This window comes from Azospirillum sp. UENF 312511 (assembly GCF_058780635.1).
On the sequence record NZ_JBSNCG010000006.1, the window covers coordinates 59,864 to 80,908 of the forward strand.

12 protein-coding genes and 6 pseudogenes are annotated in these 21,045 nt (G+C 63.6%); 9 read left to right on the forward strand and 9 right to left on the reverse strand.

Annotated elements, in window-relative coordinates; genetic code table 11:
• Positions 1-248: 248 nt before the first annotated feature.
• From ACWPN7_RS34040 to ACWPN7_RS34050, 3 pseudogenes are all read left to right on the forward strand, one after another.
• A pseudogene (locus ACWPN7_RS34040) lies at positions 249-916 on the forward strand (IS5 family transposase); the annotation flags it as partial.
• Between the two features lie 349 nt (positions 917-1,265).
• A pseudogene (locus tag ACWPN7_RS34045) lies at positions 1,266-2,414 on the forward strand (recombinase family protein); the annotation flags it as partial.
• Positions 2,415-2,910: 496 nt separating this feature from the next.
• Positions 2,911-3,051 (forward strand): annotated as a pseudogene (locus tag ACWPN7_RS34050) (IS5/IS1182 family transposase); the annotation flags it as partial.
• A 246-nt stretch (positions 3,052-3,297) separates the two neighbouring features.
• Here ACWPN7_RS34050 and ACWPN7_RS34055 read toward each other — a convergent pair.
• Entirely contained in the window at positions 3,298-3,792 is a 495-nt protein-coding gene (locus tag ACWPN7_RS34055) for a lysozyme family protein (protein WP_459198168.1), read from the reverse strand.
• Positions 3,793-4,515: 723 nt separating this feature from the next.
• On the opposite strand from ACWPN7_RS34055, the gene ACWPN7_RS34060 reads away from it, so the two are divergent.
• The gene (locus ACWPN7_RS34060) at positions 4,516-6,108 is read left to right on the forward strand and encodes a hypothetical protein (RefSeq protein ID WP_459198167.1); all 1,593 of its coding nucleotides are present in this window, start codon (positions 4,516-4,518) and stop codon (positions 6,106-6,108) included.
• A 247-nt stretch (positions 6,109-6,355) separates the two neighbouring features.
• Here ACWPN7_RS34060 and ACWPN7_RS34065 read toward each other — a convergent pair.
• A pseudogene (locus tag ACWPN7_RS34065) lies at positions 6,356-6,853 on the reverse strand (integrase core domain-containing protein); the annotation flags it as partial.
• Positions 6,854-6,890: 37 nt separating this feature from the next.
• Positions 6,891-7,214, reverse strand: a pseudogene (locus tag ACWPN7_RS34070) (integrase core domain-containing protein); the annotation flags it as partial.
• A 162-nt stretch (positions 7,215-7,376) separates the two neighbouring features.
• Here ACWPN7_RS34070 and ACWPN7_RS34075 point away from each other — a divergent pair.
• A protein-coding gene (locus tag ACWPN7_RS34075) for an IS630 family transposase (protein ID WP_492273753.1) occupies positions 7,377-8,443 on the forward strand; the annotation gives its coding sequence in 2 pieces (ribosomal slippage) (positions 7,377-7,862 and positions 7,865-8,443; 1,065 coding nt in all).
• Between the two features lie 315 nt (positions 8,444-8,758).
• Here ACWPN7_RS34075 and ACWPN7_RS34080 read toward each other — a convergent pair.
• From ACWPN7_RS34080 to ACWPN7_RS34105, 6 genes and pseudogenes are all read right to left on the reverse strand, one after another.
• On the reverse strand, positions 8,759-10,033 hold the full coding sequence (locus tag ACWPN7_RS34080; protein WP_492273756.1) for a bifunctional glycosyltransferase/class I SAM-dependent methyltransferase: 1,275 nt from the start codon (positions 10,031-10,033) through the stop codon (positions 8,759-8,761).
• 631 nt (positions 10,034-10,664) lie between these two features.
• Positions 10,665-11,822, reverse strand: a pseudogene (locus tag ACWPN7_RS34085) (IS3 family transposase).
• 61 nt (positions 11,823-11,883) lie between these two features.
• Positions 11,884-12,636, reverse strand: coding sequence for a hypothetical protein (locus ACWPN7_RS34090; protein WP_459198211.1), 753 nt, complete (start codon positions 12,634-12,636; stop codon positions 11,884-11,886).
• A gap of 251 nt (positions 12,637-12,887) precedes the next feature.
• On the reverse strand, positions 12,888-13,574 hold the full coding sequence (locus ACWPN7_RS34095; protein ID WP_492273757.1) for a hypothetical protein: 687 nt from the start codon (positions 13,572-13,574) through the stop codon (positions 12,888-12,890).
• A gap of 49 nt (positions 13,575-13,623) precedes the next feature.
• Positions 13,624-14,847, reverse strand: coding sequence for a tetratricopeptide repeat protein (locus ACWPN7_RS34100; protein WP_459198213.1), 1,224 nt, complete (start codon positions 14,845-14,847; stop codon positions 13,624-13,626).
• 164 nt (positions 14,848-15,011) lie between these two features.
• Positions 15,012-16,301 carry a glycosyltransferase gene (locus tag ACWPN7_RS34105; RefSeq protein WP_459198214.1) on the reverse strand — a complete coding sequence of 430 codons (1,290 nt, stop codon included), beginning with the start codon at positions 16,299-16,301 and terminating at the stop codon, positions 15,012-15,014.
• Positions 16,302-16,643: 342 nt separating this feature from the next.
• Here ACWPN7_RS34105 and asnB point away from each other — a divergent pair, with 342 nt between their 5' ends.
• From asnB to ACWPN7_RS34125, 4 genes are read left to right on the forward strand one after another with little or no spacing between them, the layout of a single operon-like run.
• On the forward strand, positions 16,644-18,515 hold the full coding sequence (gene asnB / locus ACWPN7_RS34110; RefSeq protein WP_459198215.1) for an asparagine synthase (glutamine-hydrolyzing): 1,872 nt from the start codon (positions 16,644-16,646) through the stop codon (positions 18,513-18,515).
• The gene (locus ACWPN7_RS34115; protein ID WP_459198216.1) at positions 18,499-19,197 is read left to right on the forward strand and encodes an N-acetylneuraminate synthase family protein; all 699 of its coding nucleotides are present in this window, start codon (positions 18,499-18,501) and stop codon (positions 19,195-19,197) included. Before asnB ends, ACWPN7_RS34115 begins: the two co-directional genes overlap by 17 nt.
• Before the next feature lie 52 nt (positions 19,198-19,249).
• A complete protein-coding gene (locus ACWPN7_RS34120) occupies positions 19,250-19,987 on the forward strand; it encodes a class I SAM-dependent methyltransferase (RefSeq protein ID WP_492273758.1) in 738 nt (245 codons plus the stop codon).
• Positions 19,988-19,998: 11 nt separating this feature from the next.
• Positions 19,999-21,024 carry a GNAT family N-acetyltransferase gene (locus tag ACWPN7_RS34125; protein ID WP_459198218.1) on the forward strand — a complete coding sequence of 342 codons (1,026 nt, stop codon included), beginning with the start codon at positions 19,999-20,001 and terminating at the stop codon, positions 21,022-21,024.
• Positions 21,025-21,045: the final 21 nt, after the last annotated feature.

Genomic DNA, 21,045 nt, shown 5'->3' on the forward strand with positions numbered 1-21,045 from the left:
ATCCTGCACAGGAAGGTTCCCTGGTCGGCGGCCCGGCAGTCATACGTCCGAACGGCGGGCCGACGCAAGCGCCCTTCGAGCGAGGCGGCGGAACCGCCTCCGGGTGTCCCGAAGGTTTCGTTTCTTGAGCGACTGTGTTGCGGGTCAAGCGCTTTCCCATGGCGAAGCGGATCTCGTGATGGCGTTGAGAATAGTGAGGAGGTGTCTTAGAGCGCCTAACGAAACCGGTTCTGGGCTGTTGAAGGGGGATGGCCGCCCCTCTTGTTTCCGACGCCCTCTGGGCCCTCGTCGAACCGCTGATCCCGCCGGAGCCTCCCAAGCCGAAAGGCGGGCGACCACGGCTGGATGACCGCGCGGCGCTGACTGGTATCCTATTCGTGCTGCGCAGTGGCATTCCCTGGGAACTGCTGCCGGTGGAGATGGGCTGCGGCTCCGGCATGACGTGTTGGCGCCGACTGCACGAATGGCATCAGGCCGGCGTCTGGGAACGACTGCACCGCGTGCTGCTCGACCGGCTCGGCTACGCCAATGCCATCAACTGGGAGCGCGCGGCGGTGGACAGCGCCAGCGTCCCGGCAAAAAGGGGGGCGAGGAGACCGGCCCGAACCCGACCGATCGCGGCAAGCCGGGCTCCAAGCGGCACATCCTCGTCGATGCCAACGGCATCCCCCTCGCCCTGAAAATCTCGCCGGCCAACCGGCACGACAGCAAGTTCCTGGAAGCGCTGGTCGATGCCGTGCCGGCCATCCGCCAATGCGCTGGTCGACCACGGCGCCGTCCGGCCAAGTTGCATGCCGACAAGGGCTATGATTTCGCCCATTGCCGACGATCGTTGCGTCGGCGAGCCATCATCCCGCGCATCGCCCGGCGTGGCATCGAGAGCAGTGAACGCTTGGGCCGACACCGATGGGTGGTGATCGCTCGTACAATGTTTCCATTTCGCGTTGGGAGTGGTCGGTTCGGTTCGAACGTCGGCGACTTCGGCGGCAGCGCTGCAATGGGAACGTCCCTGCCGGGTTGAAAGCTCATCGGGAAGCGGCGGGCGAGCGCGCCGCCGCGGGAGGCCAGCATGCCCCGACCGAGGAGTTCGCATCACTTGGAGGTGCGGGAGACGTTCGAGCCCACCCGGCTGTCCCCGCAGTGCCTGGTTGCCGCGTACAGCCGGGTCGTACCGGTGCCCCGCCGGACGATGGCCAAGATGACCGTCGCGACGGAGCCTCCTCCCTCCCCATCGGTCAACCGGCTCCGTTCCAGCGGAGGTGAGCATGCCTGATCACCGTGTTGCGCTTTACGCGCGGGTATCGACCGAACAGCAGGCCCGCGATAACACCATCGCCAGCCAAGTGGCGGCCTTGCGCGAGCGGGTCGTCGCGGACGGTGGTCAGCTGGACCCCGACGACGCCTACGTGGACGAGGGCTACAGCGGCTCGGTCCTGCTCCGGCCCGGGCTGGAGCGCCTGCACGATGCGGTCGCCACCGGGGCGGTCGAGCGCGTCTATGTTCTGGCGCCGGACCGGTTGGCCCGCCGCTACGCGCACCAAGTCCTCCTGATCGAAGAGTTCCGCCGCGGTGGGGCGGAGCTTACCTTTCTCAACCACCCACTCGGAGGCACCGCCGAAGACGATTTGCTGCTGCAGGTTCAAGGGGTCATCGCCGAATACGAACGGGCGAAGATTCTCGAACGTGGCCGCCGCGGGCGTCGCCATGCGGCCCGCTGTGGCCTGCTCAGCGCCTTCACCACCGCCCCCTTCGGATACCGCTACGTCCCCAAGGGCGCGGGAGGAGGCGTAGCGCGGTTCGAGGTAGACCCGGAGGAGGCTCGGTTCGTGCGCTTGATCTTCGCCTGGGTGGGGTTGGAGCGCGTCAGCCTGCGGGAGGTTTGCCGCCGCCTGAAACAGGCCGGGTGCCGGACACGCCGTGGGGGTGCGCTGTGGTACGCCTCAACGATCCACGGCATGCTGCGCAACACCACCTACATTGGGCGGGCGATCTACGGCCACGCCCGCTACGTTACGGCGCCCCCCAAGTTGTTGCGTCCACTGCGCGGTCATCCGCTGCCATGCAAACGGCCCAGCGCGCGGGTGGTGGTGCCGCGCGACGAGTGGATCGAGGTGCCCGTGCCGGCGCTGGTCGATCCAGCTGTGTTCGATGCGGTGCAGGAGCAACTGGACGAAAATCGTCGGCGCAAGCGGGAGAGCCTCAAAGGACCACGGTGGCTGCTGCAAGGCCTGACCGTCTGCCGACGCTGCGGCTACGCTTACTACGGCAAGGCGGCGCCGCGTTCGGACTGGAAGAAGTCCAAGGACGAGCTTTGCTATTACCGCTGCATCGGCACCGATGGCGGCCGATTTGATGGGCACGCTGTGTGCGACAATCCACAGATCCGCGGCGACTTCCTGGAAGGCGCGGTCTGGGAACGAGTGCGCGCCGTGCTGGAGGATCCCGGCCGCGTCGCAGACGAGTACCGTCGGCGGCTCAGCGCCCCCTCCACCGGATCCTCCGAAGCCGACGACATCGCCTTGCTCGACCGGCAAGCCGCCGGCCTGCGTCGCGGGATCGGCCGCTTGATCGACGGCTACGCCGAAGGGCTGTTCGACCGCGCCGAGTTTGAGCCTCGCGTCGCCGGATTGCGCAGCCGCCTCGGCCAAGTCGAGGAACGCCAACGGCTTGCCGCCGAGGCGGTCGAGGCCGCACGCGAATTGACCGTGATCATCGGCCGGCTGGACGAGTTCGCGACCAGGGTCCGCCAGGGGCTGGACGGCATCGATTGGGAGGACAAGCGCGACATCATCCGAACCCTGGTTCGCCGGATTGAGATCGACGGCGACCACGTCGAGGTCGTTTTCCGCGTGCCGCCGCCCCCAACGCCCCAGGGCCACGACCAAACTTGGCAACATTGTCCGGCGGAGAGTCGAGCGCACGCTGGCTTGGTTCGCCCGCTTCCGCCGCATCGCCGTCCGCTACGAACGGCGCGCCGACATCTTCACCGCCTTCCACCACATCGCGGCCAGTCTCATCTGCTGGCGCTTCGTCCAGAGATGGTTCTGTTAGGCACTCTTATCCAGGGAGGCGGTACCGGATGCGCTCAGAAAGCAATTCGACCTGCCATGTTACCGGCGGACCGGCGTCACGGTCGGCTGGTTCCCTGCCAGGGGAACGTTGCCCGAAGTGCGGCATGCTCGCGGCGCATCTTCCCAGTGTCGCGCGACTATGTGGATTGATCACGAAGGAATGGTGGGCGTCGGGCCGAGCCCGGCGGAGCGCCATCGACGAGGATCATCGGCTCGAAAGCCCCGCTTAACGGGCCGCACCGGACGTGGTCCCGTCGGCTCGTGCTGCGGGAACGGCCGCGTCCCCGAACAGCTGCCGGCGTCTCCGCTCCAGCAGATCCTGATAGGCTTCCTTGATACCCGGAGTGGCGCTGTTGTAGCGGCCGAGGGCGTCGTGCCGGTCGCCTTTGGCCGCCCGCCGCTTCTCGACGAGCAGCCAGCCGGCGACATGCGCGTTCAGGCACCCGTCGTTCGTCACCCGGCGCATGGCCTCCTCCGGTGTCGTGCCGAAGAGCTTGGCGAGGGCTGGGCCGTTCCCGGTATTGATCTGGAACGGTCCACAGTCCCACGACGTGATCTTCCCGGTCTTCCGGTCCTTGTTGGGAACGCACTCGCCAACGCGGCCGCGCTCGGCGCCAAAGAGCGTGTAGAGGTCCTGCTCCACCAGGGAAGGGGGATCGCCGAGCAGCGGCGCGTAGGTGAATGCAACGGCGGCAATGCAGGCGGCGGTCAAGGGCACCATGACACGTCGGGGTCCGGGATGGTGAGGTGGCTTCGTCGACCATACCCGTCATTGCAGCCGCCAATCGAGCCCCAGCGGTTGGCTTGGATGCCTCGCCGGGCGGCGCTCGGCAAAAATGCCCGGTTCCGAACACTGGGGCCCACTTCGGAATGTTGGGCGCCCACGTCCAAACTCTGGGCGCCCAAATCGAAAAATTGGGCGCCCAGCGGGCGCCTGGACTGAGTCGACGGGCGCCCAGTGGGCGCCCGCTTCGGAATGTTGGGCGCCCAAAAGCAACCCACTGACCAGAAACAGTTTTTCCGATCCGGCCCCGATCTCTGGGCGCCCATTGGGCGCCCAGCTCGAAAACCTGGGCGCCCAAACGTAACCGTATGATCGGAAACGACTTTTCCGATCTTGGCCGGATGCTTGGGCGCCCATCGCGTTTCGTTGGGCGCCCAGTGGGCGCCCACGTCCAAACGCTGGGCGCCCACGTCGGAATGTTGGGCGCCCAACCTCTTCATTCAGGCGCCCGCTTCGGAAAGTTGGGCGCCCAAGAGCAACCCACTGATCGGGAACAGTTTTTCCGATCCGGCTCCGATTTTTGGGCGCCCAGCTCGAAAAATTGGGCGCCCAGCCTCCCGCCGGTGCTCGAAGGCCCATGCCGACCCCGGCTACCGTACTGCCATCGGTTCTTCAGACAGCCCCGGCATGGCAAAGCGATCATCACGTTCAACGGAGGCCATGGACGCGCCGCGTCCACCGCCCGACGGCGGCGACAGCGGCATTCACCGCCTGAACTTCAAGGGAACGGCTCCCGCGAAGGAGATGGCGCAGCGCCTCGCCACCCTGTCGCGGGAGAACCGCGAGGCTGACGCCGCCGGTCTGCTGGACTTGCTCGCCGCCGATCAGGGGTTGGCCGTCGTCGGCGACCCGCTGAGCGTGCGCGCCGCCAATCTGGTGCGCGACGGAGCGACGAGCGTCCGATTGCTGGTCACGGCCCTGCTGAAGGACGGGCCGGGCGACGTCGAACTTCATCCGCCAGGCGCGCTGCAGGAGCTGGAGCGCCGCCTGGGCGAGATGGCGGCGGATCTCGCTGATGCCCGGCGTCAGAGCGAGGAGAAGGCGGCGGCGCTCGCCGACGTCCGGCGCCGGGGCGAGGAGAACGCCGCCCATGCCGGCGATCTGCAGCGCCGCCTGACCGTGGCCGACCAGGCGCTCGGCGCGGCGCACGCGCGGATCACCGAGCTGGAGGGGGTTCTGGAGGCGGCGCGGCACAGTCTGCTCCAGGCGGAGCGGATGGCGGCGGAACATCCGTCCGCGCGGACGACGGCGACGCCGGTTCATGCGTCGCCGAGCGCCCGCCTTGGAGGTGCCGGGAATATCCCGGGAACGGTTTCCACTCCGGATGCCGCCGACCGGTCCGGCACCGATGTCCGCGCCGATCGGCACGTAGCGCCGCCGGCCTCGCCGCAGTCGACGCTGGGCGGCAGGGTCGACCGCTTCTGCAAAGCGGTTCTGCGCGGCACCAGGAACGCCGCTATGGTCCTTATCGCCAGCACCGCGGCCATGGCCATCCTCGGCGTCGTCATGACCCAGAGCAACGGCGTCACGGCCCCACCGAGCGAAGCCGACAGCCGGGGGGCGCCGATGCTGCTTGGGCTGTCGTCCGCCGGAGGGGAGGGCGATGCCGGTCGCAGCGTGCTTCCCGGCCTCGCGGCTCCCCCGACCACAGCGCCTGCGGCAGCCATCGAGGTGGCCTCGTTGCCGCCCGCCGAGGCGGCGTCACCATCGCCGGCCTTCGGAGGGCAATCGGCGCCGGCGGTGCCGGAAAAGGCCGCGGCCGAGGCCAAGCCGGTCGACCGCTCGCCGTCACCGCCGCCGGCGTTGCCGCCGCCGGACGCCGCACCGGCTCCAGCGTCGCCACCCTTCATCGCCGTTCCGACGGCGCCGACCCCTTCGGTCGACCCCGAAGCCATGCGCCGCTTCGCCGACATGCTGGACCAGGCCGGCCGGACGCTGGAGAGGCTGAGCGCGGCGGAGACGGAGCTGACCAAGCGTCTGGCCGGGCTGCCCGCCGCATCCGCCCCAGCGCCGGACAAGCCGAAGGACCCGCCCAAGGCGGCTTCCAGCGGCCCCAAGGCGGCCCCCGTCAAGCCGCGTGCGGACGCCCGGCGGCGCGTGGCCGACATCCGGGACGACGAAACCCTGGCGCGGGCGGCGCAGCGGCACGGCGTCCAGCTGGAGCGCATCTACGACCTGAACCCGGCTCTGGAAGCCGTGCCTCCAGACGTGCCTTTGACCAAGGGACAGGTCTGGATTCCGAACGATTTCTGAGCCGTGGGTGGCGATCGGATGCATTTCCCGCCGCCGTCCGTACATAGGGTTGTCGTTTGCCCACGAAGGTTGGACTCTAGGGTTCGGTGACCGAAATCCGGGATTGCGGCGTGGGTGCCCAACCCCCATTAGGCGGTCGATGCGACAGACGTTTTGTGCAGGCAAGATTAGGTGCATGTCATGCCATGTCGTGACATGTCATGACACAGCGGCTGGAATCGTGACCTGAGACCGAAGTTTCCTCCGGTCATTGGGAGAGTCTCTGTGAGTTGTGATGCCCGAAGCGGGCTGTGATGGCAAGCCGGGCTGGGGCATGCCCCAGCCCGGCTTGCGTTGCGGCCTCGGCGACCTCGGCGGGCGTGGCGCCACCGAGACCGGAGTGCGGCCGTACATGGTTGTAGTCCTCCCTCCAGGCGGCCAGGACGGTTCGCGCGTGAGACAGCGACGCGAACAGCGTCTCGTTCAGGCATTCATCCCGGAGCCGTCCGTTGAAGCTTTCCACGATGCCGTTCTGCATTGGTTTGCCGGGGGCGATGTAGTGCCACTCGACCCGGTGCTCCTGGCTCCAGCGCAGGATTGCCATGCTGGTCAACTCGGTCCCGTTGTCGCTGACCACCAGCAGCGGCTTGCCGCGTCGGGCGGTCAGGGCGTCGAGCTCACGGGCGACACGGGTGCCGGACAGCGAGGTGTCGGCCACCAGCGCCAAGCACTCGCGTGTGAAGTCATCCACCACGGCTAAAATCTGGAGTTGCCGCGGCTCGGTGGACGGGTTGGGTCTTGTTTCACTCCGTGGTGCGGGGTCTCCTTTCATAGTCGATCGGTGACAGATAGCCGAGGGCGGAGTGCCGTCGGCGGGGATTGTACCATCCTTCGATGAAGGTGAAGACGGCGATGCGCACCTCGGCATGGGAGCGGAACCGCCGCCGGTCGAGCAGTTCGCATTCGAGCGTCGCGAAGAAGCTCTCGCACATGGCGTTGTCGTAGGCATCCCCGACCGAGCCCATGGAGGGGCGAACGCCAGCCTCCCGGCAGCGGGCCCCGAAGGCTAGAGAGGTGTACTGGCCGCCTTGGTCGGAATGGTGAACAACGCTGGTCGGGCGCCGCTGACGCCGCCGCCAAGTGTAAAGCCGGCTGGCGATACGCCAAGCACCCGGGCCATGGTGCGGATCGGGAATGATACCGGAGAGCGGAACCGCTGACTCACCGAGGGGGATTCCCAAAGCTGGCGATCGGTGATTCAATTCCCCATCCACGACGGGAAGGAACGAATGCCCGCGGCGTTGCCAATCCGGGAAGACCTGAGCGCCAGCGAGTTGCGCGCCCTGGCGCGGCGCGAGAGCAAAGGGCGGGTGGCGGCACGCATGTTCGCCATCGCCCATGCGCTCGACGGGGTGAGCCGGGCGGAAGCGGCGCGGCTGGCCGGCATGGACCGCCAAGCCCTGCGCGATGCGGTGGTGCGCTACAACGCGGAAGGCGTGGCCGGGCTCCATGATCGTCCGCTGCCCGGCCGGCCGGCATGGCTGAGCGAGGGCGAGCAGGCGACGCTCAAGGCCATCATCCTCGCCGGCCCTGATCCCAAGCGGCACGGCTGCGTGGAGTGGACCCTGCCGATCCTGTGCGAGGTGATCGCCGAACGCTTCGCCAAGACGCTGCATCCGGCCAGCCTCTCGCGCATCGTGCGCCGGCTGAACCTGTCGAAGCAGAAGACGCGGCCCCGTCACCCGCAGTCCAACGCCAAGGCCCAGGCCGCCTTCCAAAAAAGGGGCTGCGCGAAGCGCTGAAGGCTGCGGCGACCGCACACCCTGGGTGCCGCCTCCAACTCTGGTTCCAAGACGAAGCCCGCATCGGCCAGAAGGGCCGCACCGCGCATCGCTGGTGGGAGCGCGGGCAGCGTCCGGCCGGGCTGTGCGACAAGCGCTTCACCTCGGCTTACCTCTACGCCGCCGTCTGTCCGGCCAGCGGCGCCGACTTCGCGCTGGTGATGCCGACCGTCTCCACGACCGCCATGAGCCTGTTCCTGGACGGCTTCTCCCGGAGCCTGGAACCGGACGTCCAGGCGGTGCTCGTGCTTGATCAGGCCGGCTGGCATGGAGCACGGGCGCTGGTTGTGCCACACAACATCACACTGGTGCCCCTGCCGCCCTACAGCCCCGAACTGAACCCGGTCGAGCGCGTCTGGCTGTACCTGCGCGAGCGCTTTCTGTCCCACCAGCTTCTGGACGACTACGACGCCGTCGTCCAAGCCTGCTGCGACGCATGGAACGCTCTCACCGTTACGCCCGAACGCCGACGCTCCCTCACCAGTTACCCATGGCTCCCGTGTGTCAGTGCTTAAGCTCGGCAGTATGAGGCCTGGTTCGCGCTCATGAACTGGAAGACCCGGACGGGATCGTGCCGGTCTCCCGCGCGAACCAGGCCGCCGCCAAGCCTGTTTCCGCTCGGCCGCCGCAGTTATCGGCCAACCCCGTGAGCAGTTACCCCACGAAAATGGTAGAGTTCATCGGCCCGTCCCCCATGTCTGAGGCTCGGCGCCGGACCGCCCGGCGCAATCCCCGATGGGGACATGCCGTGGGACGGGCCGCTACTCGCCTTTCGGCCGGCAAACATATGGTCTAGGTGAGGAGTTCCGCCAAAATTGGCAGCCCCAAGCTCATTCTTTGAATGCGGATAGTATGGCATCCCGTTGTTTAGATAGTTCTGAGAAAATACCAGGCTTTATCCGCATAATGCGGAACTGTTCATTGTTCTCTACTATGTCGCAGAATGCCAAGGCGAGTTGGTAGCGGGTTCTGCGGTAGTCGTGAATAATAATAATAGTGTCTTCGTGGCAGAGCAGTAGGCTTGCCATCAGGCACTCCATTCGGCGGCGTCCATCAATAAACACCAAGTCACAGCACTCGCCAGTAGACAGAGGATATGTGCTATAGTTCAGACCCGTGTCTTGCTGATTCTGACAAGGGCCAGTAACATCCATAATAACAGCGTCCACCTTGATGTCTGGTGGAAGTGCTTCCTCGACAGCGCGCTGATATTCTCCATAAGTATCCATGGTAATAAATCGGCTGGCGCCATATGCCCGGCATAGATCCGCAAGCAAAATAGATGTTAGACCGCTGCCCCATTCGAGAAATGCGCCACCTCTCGGGCGAATATGCTTGATTATCGAGCTAATGAATAAACTCAAATATGTGCGGCCATAGGAATCTGATGAAATCGTTTTGTCCTTAAAATTAAAAGAGTATTGTGGCGACACGACATCAGGAGCATCCGGGTTCTCCCTTCCGACTTTCACCTGCGCTGCCACGACGAACTTCGTGCGCAAATGAGCTGATGGATCCTTGTTTGTATTTTTCTCGTTACCGGCCCAATGGATAACGGGGACATTGCGGCCGTCTGTTGTTCTTGGCTTTCCACCAACAAACTCAATTTGCGAATCTTTGTACCATTTGTGTGGCGCAATGCTAGAGTCAATTTCATCAATGCGCACAACCGACCAGCCAAGCAAGCTTGAGCAGAAGTTCAGTATTGGTTGATCAATTACGTTCGGGTGACGAACCTCTTTATAGAATTCAATGTTTTCGTCGAGACATTTCATTATTTCTGAAAGCGATACTTTATTGCGATTCACTGCCAGTAGGCCAGAGCTAAAGAGTTTACTGTTTCTGAATGTTTTGTTTTCCAAGCCAGATTTGTTAAAGACCGTGTCTCCACTGATTGTGCAATAGCACACATCCGCGCCGTTTTCCGCAAATTTGGCCATAAAATTACTAATGTCTATATAAACAAGCGTGTCTACATCGATGTAGATAAATTGGTCGACAGGAAGATCGAATGCTGCTAATTTGCGCAGCCGTTGCTTGTGCGCTAGATCCCCAAAAAGTTGCTCGGCCATCGTATCAATGGCAGAAAGGTCAGCCTCCAGCATTTTATAACCGAAGACATCTTCAAGAACTCTTTATCTTTCTTGTGTTGTCATTGTAAGGAATTACAATAAGAGGTACATTTGGATTTGACTCTCTAAAACTTGCAATGAAGCTAAGCCACCATTCATAAATTTCATCGCTCGCCAATGCGACAGCGGTCATGCGGATGGAAGAAGTGGACAAAGACATGGACATCTTGCTGTTCCTGTCAACGCGAAAGTTGAGGCCTCTGGCATAGAAAGTGATATAAGCCTATACCAAAGTAATTTTTATCTTAGGCTTCGGGTGGTGAGTTTACATATCGTTCATTTATGCTCGTGAGCTGATCTGTTCGCCAGTCTCGAACACCAAGCTTTCTTAATGAACCGTTATTCGCCGTTCCTCCATTCCATGACCCTTTAGTGATCGAAACGGGTTCGGCGAGGCAAGTCGATCGCTCGGATGTCTATATCCTCCATACTTCCTCTCCCACCGGTTTTAGCACCGGCACTATGCCTCATGGGACTAGGCTTGGCAATGCACTGGAAACGCCGTCGCCGCGGAGGGTGCGGCAGGGAACTATCTGCTCGGACTGAAGGTTGGCTTGGAAACAACTGGAGTTGCCGCGGCTCGGTGGACGGGTTGGGTCTTGTTTCACTCCGTGGTGCGGGGTCTCCTTTCATAGTCGATCGGTGACAGATAGCCGAGGGCGGAGTGCCGTCGGCGGGGATTGTACCATCCTTCGATGAAGGTGAAGACGGCGATGCGCACCTCGGCATGGGAGCGGAACCGCCGCCGGTCGAGCAGTTCGCATTCGAGCGTCGCGAAGAAGCTCTCGCACATGGCGTTGTCGTAGGCATCCCCGACCGAGCCCATGGAGGGGCGAACGCCAGCCTCCCGGCAGCGGGCCCCGAAGGCTAGAGAGGTGTACTGGCCGCCTTGGTCGGAATGGTGAACAACGCTGGTCGGGCGCCGCTGGCCGAGCGCCATGTTCAGAGCGTCGAGCACGAGTTGGCTTTTCAGATGATCGGCCATCGCCCATCCGACAATGCGCCGGCTGTAGGCGTCCAGCACCACGGCCAAATACAAGAAGCCCGCCCAGGTGGGCAGGTAGGTAATATCCGCGACCCAGAGCTGATCGGGCTGTACCGCGGTGAAGTTCCGCTCTACCAAGTCGGACGCCGGCCGGCAGTTGGCATCGCGCCGGGTCGTCACCGTGCCCCTGCGGCGGCACACGCCGACCAAGCCGGCGCCGCGCATCAGCCGGGCCACCCGCTTGCGGCTACCGTGATCCCCTCGGCCTGCAGTTAGGCCCGGACCCGTGGGGCGCCGTACGTGCCATGGGAGGCGGCGTGCGCCGTGCGGATCCGACGCAGCAGGTCGGCATCGACCTGAGCTCGCCGGGACGGATGACGCCGCCGCCAAGCGTAAAGCCGGCCGGCGATACGCCAAGCACCCGGGCCATGGTGCGGATCGGGAATGAGGCCTGGTTCGCGCTCATGAACTGGAAGACCCGGACGGGATCGTGCCGGTCTCCCGCGCGAACCAGGCCGCCGCCTTTGCCAGGATGTCGCGCTCCTGGCGCAGTTGCCGGTTCTCGCGACGCAGGCGAGCCAGTTCCTCCTTCTCGGAACTGCTCAGGCCGTCGCTGCGGTGACCGTTATCGCGATCGGCTTGAGCCACCCAGTTGCGGATCGCCTGGGCGGATGGCTCGAACTCGCGGGCGAGGTCGGCTGGATCGCGTCCAGAGCGGACCAGCTCGACCATATGCTGCCGGAATTCCGGCGGATAAGGGGGGCGGGTTTTCGGCATCGGTCAACACCTCCTGCGCAAGTCAGATGGTGTCCACCGAGCCGGGGCAACTCCAGTCATGTCATCCTTTGCGCAATTGACAAAGAATGGGCCACTTCTCAGGATAGAAATATTCGAGAGAACGTGAAAATCTGTCGAAAATTTTGAAAAAAGCTCCATCATCCATGCGAGCCGTTGGCGCGTCCTGCCAGTAGACTCGAGAACTATTTTTTCTTGCTTGATGAGGCAATATCACGTCTTCGCCAAGCTCTTTGCTCAGGCACCCTAGAATCATGCTCGGTGCATTGAAAAAATCTTCGTACCGGAGAACGAGTGTGCTCTTATTTCCAATAAGACTGTTCATCCAAGAAGATTCTATTTCCATGGCAGACATCGCCTTAGTGCAGTCATTGCTGCCCGATTTTAAAAAATAGTCTTTCCCATAACCCCTTTTTGCGCTTGGTATGGCCGCATACTCGTCTGAATTCTCAACAATTCCACCGGAAATGTATCGGTCGAAGGGGTAGCCGATCAGGTCAATCGTCCTCGCGCCGGAAAAGCGGCTGTCCTCTACCGGCGGGTGATGCGGATGTCGGAAGAGGAAGATAAAACGTGCCTGCGTCTCGCCGACCGCGTTGACGGGGTGATCAAGTTCCTCATAAAGTCCCTTGTTGATCCATTCATTTCCCATGACAGCCAGGGAGCCGTTGAAGAATTCTTGAACGACGACACTGCCGGGCAGAGAACTCAATACAGCCTGCAAAAAATGTGTTCCAGAGCGCGGAAGCGTGGAGACGACCCAGAACTGTTTGTTTGTCGAGTTATTTGCATTCACTCTCTTCTACTTTCTGGTTTGATGCCGGGTTTGGGCCGACGGGTTAAGGTTGAGGTATCATAGTCTCCAATTAACTGAGCCAAGCTGCATATGCGATGGCTTGTCTGATGCGCACGGCCACCCTCCTTTCCGCGTTCCACCTCGGCAATTGGCAGATCTTCTACTTTTGTGCCGCCCGAATGAGAACCACGCACCTCAAAATATACGAACCTGCATCCCGGATATCGGAAAAGCCTAAGGAAGCGAGCCGCTCAGCAATTTCTTAAGCATGCTGAGTGGCGATGACCATGACGGCAAGGGTGCAGTCGGCTGCACGTAAATCGTTCGGCGTGATTACCGGATAAGCGCCAAAGTTGCTGGTCCAGAACGAATTGATGAAGCCGGTAATGCGCAAATAGCCAAATTTTTCGATCTCCGCACGCACGATCGAGTTCCTCCTCCAGTCCATCGACAAGAGCATGTCGGACAACGACCAGTCCGATCAAGCCTGCCGCCTGCGCAACCAACGAACCGAAGCAGCGACCGAGAAAGCCCGGCAGAAGGTTCAGAGCGTCTGCCGTTCCGTCAGCGGCGCCGATGCCCGCCACCGATGCGCGCTTGGCGGTCGGCGCGAAGATGTCGTCCAGAAAGTCCGCGCAAGCCGGCAATGCGGTGATCCACCCGCCAAAGGACAAGACGCAGGAAAGCCGCGGCCAGTCGCACCGGAGATGTTCCGGCTGAGCGTTCATCCAGCCGATCCATGGGTGAGAGGAGGGCTTGGCCGAAAAAGGATCGACGGCCAGCACGGCACCGGGAGCGAAGTCCTCTACGTCGCGGGTCAGCCGGCACAGGCGGGACGTCCACCCGCACGCTCGCGCCTCTTTTTCCAACCGGCGGGCCGTCGTTACCTCGTGGCCGGTTTCAGGCGACTGAAGGGGAAGATGGATGGCCAGACGCATCAGGAAACGACGCTCTTGGATGAAGGCCGGAACTGTGTGGGGGCCATTTTCATGAGGACGTCGCCGATCCCGCTACGGTCTCGACGAGGCCCAGGTTTCTGCACAGGGCGATTCCCTGTGGACCAAGCAGGGCAAACCAGAACGGAAGGGCTTCCGATTGCCGCTCCGCATCGGTGACGGGGCAAGGCGCCTCCTGCCCGTCGGCGAGCCGGGCTGCCGCCAGCCCAAGTCGTGACAGCCGCGGCGCAGGCGACACGAGCGTCGTTGCGGTTGTGAAACTGGCTATGGCCTCGGTGGTCAAGCCCAGCGCCATGAGCACGATCCCATTCAGGGAGTGGACGAGCCAGTGCTTGCCTTCGGCCTGAGAAGCGGCGGCCATATCCGCGCGCGCATCCTCCGATCGCCCCATGCGCAACCGGCACAGGCCACGATAGGCCTGTGCCGTGGCCATATCCGGGTGCGCTGCAAGGAGGGCGCTCAAAATTGCATCGGCGTCGTCGAAACGCCCCCCGGCAAGCCGTCCAACCCCTTGGTAAAGCCACGCCTGCAACGCCAGCGATTCTCGAGGCGGCTGCTCGGCGCGCAGTCGTCCGAACGCGCCATCGGCTTCGTCGAAGCGCAACGAGAACATCAGCAACAGGGCGAAATTGAACTGGGCCTTGGCGGATTGCGGTTCCTGATCCAGAATAGCCCGAAACTCGTTCATCGCCGCTCTGTACATCCCAAGATAGCGGTAGCAAAGCCCCCGCTCGAACCGCACATCGACCCAATCCTGTTGCTCGGCCGGAAGCCGGCCCAGCAACTTCAGGGCTTCAGTATAGCGGTCGTGCTTGATCAGCTCCTGAGCCACCTGGACGACGGCATCCGGCGCATGGCCGACCGCGCGCGGAGACTGGCTTGCCGCCGCGATGAGCATGGCAAGGGCCTGATCGGAATCGTAGTCAACGACATCCCTCGAGGCGGTGGCAAGCCCGATGGCGACGCTGTCCGGATCGTGGACGCGGGCTTCGGCAAGCGAGGCTTCCGCTTGCGCCTCTTGGCCTTTCCGTCGGTAGAGAGCGACCAGTTGGTGCCATGTTTCGAAGCGGCGTGGATCGATTTGCAAAGCCCGTTGGAAAGCAGCCTCCGCGGCGTCGAGGGAACCTTCCCGGATCAACGCCAGACCCATCTGGTGATGATAGTTACTGAACGTGCCGGCGCGTATATTTTGGCGCCAGCGTTCGATGTCGTGGTCTGAGAGCAGTGATGCTTGGCTGTTCACGGTCCTGCTCACGCCATTGTTCTAAAAAGCAAAATGGATGCGTGAAAATCATGCCGCAGGCAGAGGGCCGATTGCAAGGCCTCTCGGGGTGGAGAAACGCGCCTGTCAGGCCGTACCACGCTCTCCGTCCTACGCCCCCTGACGGGCACGGGGTATGACAGGGCTTCGGCCCACCCTTATCGCGGGGCGCCCCGTCCCGTCCCCGCCAGAGACTGATAAAGCTCCAGATACCGCCGGGCCTGCGCCTCCAGGGAGTATTCCCGCTCCACGATCCGGCGCGCATCCCTTCCCATCGCGTGCAGCCCCGGCAGGTCTCTCAGCGCGTCGTCCAGAACATGGGCGAGCGACGCGACATCCCCGGACGCAGTGAGGAAGCCGTTGATGCCGTGCCGGACCACGTCGGGGATGCCGCCCACGGCGGTGCCGATCACGGCGGTGCCGCACGCCATGCCTTCGAGAACCGCGTTCGGCAGGTTGTCCTCGGTGCTGGTCACGGCGACCGCGTCGGCTGCGCTATAGGCACGAACCATCCCCGCATCGTCCTGCACCCCCAGGCGGACGCACTCCACGCCCGACCGCAGATGAACCTCGCCCTCCCCGGCAAGCAGGAGGCAGACCTCCCGATGCGGCCCAATCCGAACCAGTGCGTCGTCCAGAAGGGAAAGTCCTTTCCGGGGATCGTTCAGTCCGTGAGCCGTGAAGAGGACGGTTGGCTTGCCCTCCGGCACCCCCAATGCCTGGCGGGCCGCGCTCCGCTCCCATGGGCGGAATCGGGAGGTGTCGAGGCCGTAGGGGATGATACTGACCGGCAACCCGGCGAACACCAGGCTGCGACGGGCGGCCTCGGCCAGCCAGCGGCTCGGCGCGACGATATGAATGGGGCCAGGATAGCGCGCCACGCACGCCGCCTTGCGGGTCAGCACCGTTCGCGACAGATCCTCCTCATTCTCGGAACCGAGCACGGGGCATGCGCCGCAAGCCCGCTCGAAGCCGGTGCAGGACCCCGCGTAGTGGCACCCCCCGGTGAACGGATGCATGTCGTGCAGCGTCCAGACGACTGGAATGCCGAGAGGGCGGTCGCGGAAGAACGCGGGGTAGTCGATCTGGCCGCGCACCCAATGCAGGTTCACCACATCGGCGCCCGCGAGCCGCCGGAGAAGGACCTCCCCTGCTGTCGACCGGTCGCTGTGGAAGGGAACAAAGCCATGATTCATGCGCAGAACCGGATAGGGGGCCGTCGCGTCGAGCAGCTCGGCCGACAGCGCCTGCCCACGCTCTTGCTCGCCGGGCGAGGGTGGGCCGAGCACCTCCACCCCCGGGTCGTCCGTCTCCTTGCGGGTCACCAGCAAACGGCAGTCTAGTGGATGGCCGTCGGCGCCGAGCCCTCGCAGTCCCTGGAACAGCCGGTTCGCCGCGCGCGCGGCCCCACCGTTCGCCTCGTAGGTGCTGACCAGAACAATGTTCATGCGTACGTCTTCTGGAAATGAACCATGCACGTCCTACAGCCCGTCCGGAACGAACGGCAGTGGTGCTTCGGGATACCCCTCCGGCACCCCCGGCGGCAAGTGCAACAGGGGAAACAAGGCTGTTTTCGCCCGATGCGGGCACCATCGTGGATGGTCAAAGATTCATTAACCTTTCATTGAACTTCGGCCAGGATGATGATCGCCTTCATGACCGTCGGGGCGGGCCGCACGCCACCCCATTGATGGCTTCAACGACATGTCCATGGCAGAACGGCTCATGGTTTCGCCCGATCCGGCCGCCCTCCCCCTGTCCGCAAGCTTGTCTGTGAAAGGAAGCCGTCGATGTGCGGCATAGCCGGTTATTTCGGACAGCGCCCGGTCGGTCTGCGCGTGGTGGAGGACATGGTCGCCGCCCTGACCCACCGGGGACCCGACGGTGACGGATTCCTGCACCGGCCGCCGTTCGTCGCCGGCATGCGCCGGCTCGGCATCAACGATCCTGAGCACGGCCAGCAGCCCCTGACCAACGGGGATGGCTCCGTTGCGCTTTTCTACAACGGCGAAATCTACAATTCACCCGACCTCCGCCGGGACCTGGAAAGGAAAGGCCATCGCTTCCGCACGGGGTCCGATGGTGAGGTCATAGCCCATCTCTACGACGAGGTCGGCGAAGATCTGTTCGAGTGGCTGGACGGCATGTTTGCCGTCGCGCTGTGGATCGAGCGCGAGCAGCGGCTCATCCTTGCTCGCGACCTGCCGGGGGAAAAGCCGCTTTACTACGCGGAACCGGCGCCCGGCGAACTGGTGTTCGCTTCGGAACTCGGCGCCTTGCAGCGCTTTCCCGGGCTTGCGCTCGACCTCGACCTCCAAGCCCTGTGGGATTTCCCGACGTTCCTATGGATACCGGAACCGGCCAGTGTGTTCCGTAAGGTCCGGGCGCTCGAACCCGGACATTTGCTCAGCATTGATGCCAACGGACTCAGGCGGCGGCCGTACGCCAACCGGTTCGGCTCCCATCGGCCTGCGGGTACGGATGCCGAGTTGGTAGCAGAAACCCGCCGGGTGGTGACCGACGCCGTGACCTCCCGCCTTCTCTCCGACGTTCCGGTCGGCGCGTTCCTGAGCAGCGGGCTCGACAGTTCGATTGTTACGACGATCGCCGCCTCCGCGGCCGGCCGTCTGACGACCTTCAGCGTCGGGTTCGAGGACGTCGCGGATCCCTACCACGGCCGGGCCGACGAATCCGCCGCGGCCAGCGACTACGCTCGCAGGCTGGGCCTCGAACATCGGGTGATCCGTGTTTCGTCCGACGATTTCCTAGCGGATCTGGAGACCTTCTGCCGGCACGGCGGAGAGCCCTTCGCGGTTTCCTCCGGTCTCGGCATCCTCGCCGTGGCGCGGGCGGCGCGCGAGCAGGGCATCAAGGTTCTGCTGTCGGGAGACGGGGCGGACGAGCTGTTCGGCGGCTATTCCTGGTACCGGTATCTGGATGCCCGTGTCCCCGCGGCGGTGCCGGACCGGACGGTGTCCTTCCAGAACGTCGGCCTGCCGCTGGAGGAAAGACTGGCCGCCATCGCCGGCTATCCGCCCTCCCGGCAGGCCTGGGCCTGGCATTATTATGCCGCGGAGGACGAAAAGGCCCGGCTGTTCCATCCCGACGCGTTTCCCGGCGTGCAGACGTCCTTGCGCCATTTCGCCGGACTCGACGCAAGGTCCGGCGAGATGGGGTCCGGCTGCTCGGCGGAAGACTTCATCGGCCACGACCGGGGCTTCTATCTTCCGAACGAGATGCTGCGGAAACTGGACCGCATGTGCATGGCCTTTTCGGTGGAAGGCCGCGCTCCGTTCGTTGCCCCCGCGGTGCTGACGCACGCACGGACATTGGGCAGCCGGCACATGATGCGCGGGGACACGCTCAAATGGGCGCTGCGGCAAGCGTTCGCGGATCTGATTCCGGCCGACGTGCTGGAACGGCCGAAACACGGCTTCAACGTGCCCATCGACCTGTGGCTCAACGGGCCGTGGTCGCACCTCGTCGAGCGGACCTTTGCCCCGGGGTCGGCGCTTGACCGCACCGGCCTGCTGCGGCGCGGCGCGATCGACACAGCGCGGCTGATGCTTGCCGACATGATGCGCCTGAACGGCCATTCAATTTTCTGCTACGTCATGCTCAACCTCTGGCTCGAACAGGTCAATCATGGAAATCATCGCTGAAATCGGCCAGAACCATAACGGCGACATGGATCTCGCGCTTCGATTGATCGACGAGGCGAAGTCTGCGGGAGCGGACGTCGCCAAGTTCCAGGTCTACGACGCGCGCGCCCTCTTCCCGAAGGAAGGGAACCCCTGGTTCGACTACAATTGCCGAACGGAGTTGAGCCGCCGCGACGTCGAGACCCTGGCGCGGCGCTGCGAAGAGGTCAGCATCGAGTTCATGGCCTCGGTCTTCGACATCGAACGGGTTGCTTGGCTGGAGGAGGTCGGTGTCCGGCGCTACAAGATCGCGTCCCGCTCGGTGCGCGACACGGCTCTGGTCGAGGCGGTCGCCGCGACGGGCAAGCGCCTGATCGTATCGCTCGGGATGTGGGGAGCGGCCGATTTCCCTGCTTTCCATGTGCCGGGAGGCGTGGACTTCCTGTACTGCATCGCGCAATACCCCGCGCCATTGGAGAGCCTGCGGCTCGAACGGATCGACTTCTCCCGCTATGCCGGATTCAGCGATCACTCGATCGGCACGGTGGCCGCAAAAGTGGCCTGCGCGCGTGGCGCACGTATCCTGGAGAAGCACTTCACGGCCGACCGCTCGCTGTACGGTCCCGACCATATGGGCAGCATGACACCGGACGAGCTTGCCGAGCTGGCGCGCTTCCGTGATATGGCTCGCGTATGCCTTTAAAAAGCAAGATAATGGATCGTGCTATCGGCAGGGCCGGGGTGGAGGGGGAACGGTGAACGCATCCTATTACGAAGGCTACGGCCTGCTCGCGAACTGCATCTCGTCGCCGCTTCTGCTCAGCGGCCGCAACCTGTTCCATGCTCCCCAGATCGCCGCCATCATCGAGGACATCGCCGCGAAGCTTGCGCTCCGACAGACCGACCGGCTTTTGGACATCGGCTGCAACGTGGGGTTGCTTCTCCGCCCCCTGGCATCCCGGGTGGCCCGCTCCGTCGGGGTCGACCATGCCGAGGTGCTGAAGCAGTTCGACCATGAGGGAACCGCTTCCTCGATCGAACTCGTCGCCGGCCAATGGCCGGACGTGGAGATGGAAGGCGACTTCAATTGCATTCTCGCCTATTCCGTCGTCCAGTGCCTCCAGGACAAAGCCGCCATAGACCGTTTCGTCGCGTCCTGTCTGGGACGCCTCCTGCCCGGCGGGCGCCTCCTGATAGGCGACATCCCGAACACAAGCACTTGGGAACAATTCGTGCAATCGACCTCGGGCCAAGCCGCCGTACACAAGCATGAGCTGAGCCGGGAGAGGGAGCGCGCCGATACGTTGGAGTTCCAGGCACGAGAAGCCGTGTTCCGCGACAACGCCAACCTGCTGCATATGACCGACGCGGACCTGCTGGACCTGACAGCCCGCCTGCGTGCGCAAGGCTTCAACACTTATGTACTCCCTCAGCCGCCCGGCCTGCCGCACTATGGCAGCCGTGAGGATCTGCTGGTCGTCCGGCCAGACTGAGAGAGCAGACCGTGACAGCGACCAGTGCCTTCCGGTTGAACCCGTGGCCAGACGGAGAGGATTGGGACAAGTTCGTCGCCGGTTCGCCCCAAGGGACGGTGTTCTGTTCCAATGCTTTCCTCGACGCTCTTGGCTATACCGTGGATCGCTGGATTTTCGGCAAGCCGCAAGGCCCGTCGGTGGCGGTCGCCATTCTGCATAACCGGGGCATTCCCGTGCCCGTATCGACCCTACCCGCCATGTACATCGGCCCGATGATGGCCGCGGGCGTCGATACGCTTCCGGCACACAGGCGCCACAGGTTGATCCCGGAGTTGATGGAAGCCCTGTTGGAGGCTCTGAGCCAGTCGTATCCGTTGCTTGACCTGTCTTTTCATCCCCGCTTCCCCGATCTGCGCGGCGTCCAATGGTTCAACCATCATCGCCCGGAACAGGGAAGGATTGCTCTCGATCTCAAATACACCGCGCGCATCGATGTAAAGTCGGCCGGTGCTTTCCCGGACTATCTGCGCGCTATCCGTCAAAACCGGCAGCAGGACCACCTGAAGGCTCTGAACTGCGGGTACGTTGTCGAGGCTTCGACGGACGTGGGTATCCTTGACCGGCTGCACGACCTGACGTTTGCCCGCCAAGGCATCGACCGGCCCCAAGCCATCGGGAATCTGATTCGGCCAATCACGGAGGCTGCGTTGCGCCAGGGTTTCGGAGAGCTTCTGGTGACGCGCTCGCCCTCCGGCGAGCCGGTCTCGGCAAGTCTGTTTCTGTTCGATCGGCAGGACGCCTACTACCTGTTCGGGGCGACGGATCCCGTGCACCGCAAGGATGGTGTCGGAACCCTGACGATGCTGGAAGGCATCCGCCGCAGCATGGTGCGTGGGCTGACCGGGTTCGACATGGTCGGCGCCAACTCGCCACAGCGGGGCGACTTCAAGACGAGTTTCAACGCGGAGATTGTTCCGTACTTCACCGGGCACTGGCGGGCGCCGTCCGGAAGCACGCCTCCGTCGCACGACGGCGGTTCGGGAAACGCGTCATGATCGGAGCATCGCCGACACCGG

Coding starts and splice junctions, on each gene's coding strand:
- ACWPN7_RS34055 (WP_459198168.1), bottom strand. CDS start 3,792: ATGGTGCCCTTGACCGCCGCCTGCATTGCCGCCGTTGCATTCACCTAC.
- ACWPN7_RS34060 (WP_459198167.1), top strand. CDS start 4,516: ATGGACGCGCCGCGTCCACCGCCCGACGGCGGCGACAGCGGCATTCAC.
- ACWPN7_RS34080 (WP_492273756.1), bottom strand. CDS start 10,033: ATGCTGGAGGCTGACCTTTCTGCCATTGATACGATGGCCGAGCAACTT.
- ACWPN7_RS34095 (WP_492273757.1), bottom strand. CDS start 13,574: ATGCGTCTGGCCATCCATCTTCCCCTTCAGTCGCCTGAAACCGGCCAC.
- ACWPN7_RS34105 (WP_459198214.1), bottom strand. CDS start 16,301: ATGAACATTGTTCTGGTCAGCACCTACGAGGCGAACGGTGGGGCCGCG.
- asnB (WP_459198215.1), top strand. CDS start 16,644: ATGTGCGGCATAGCCGGTTATTTCGGACAGCGCCCGGTCGGTCTGCGC.
- ACWPN7_RS34115 (WP_459198216.1), top strand. CDS start 18,499: ATGGAAATCATCGCTGAAATCGGCCAGAACCATAACGGCGACATGGAT.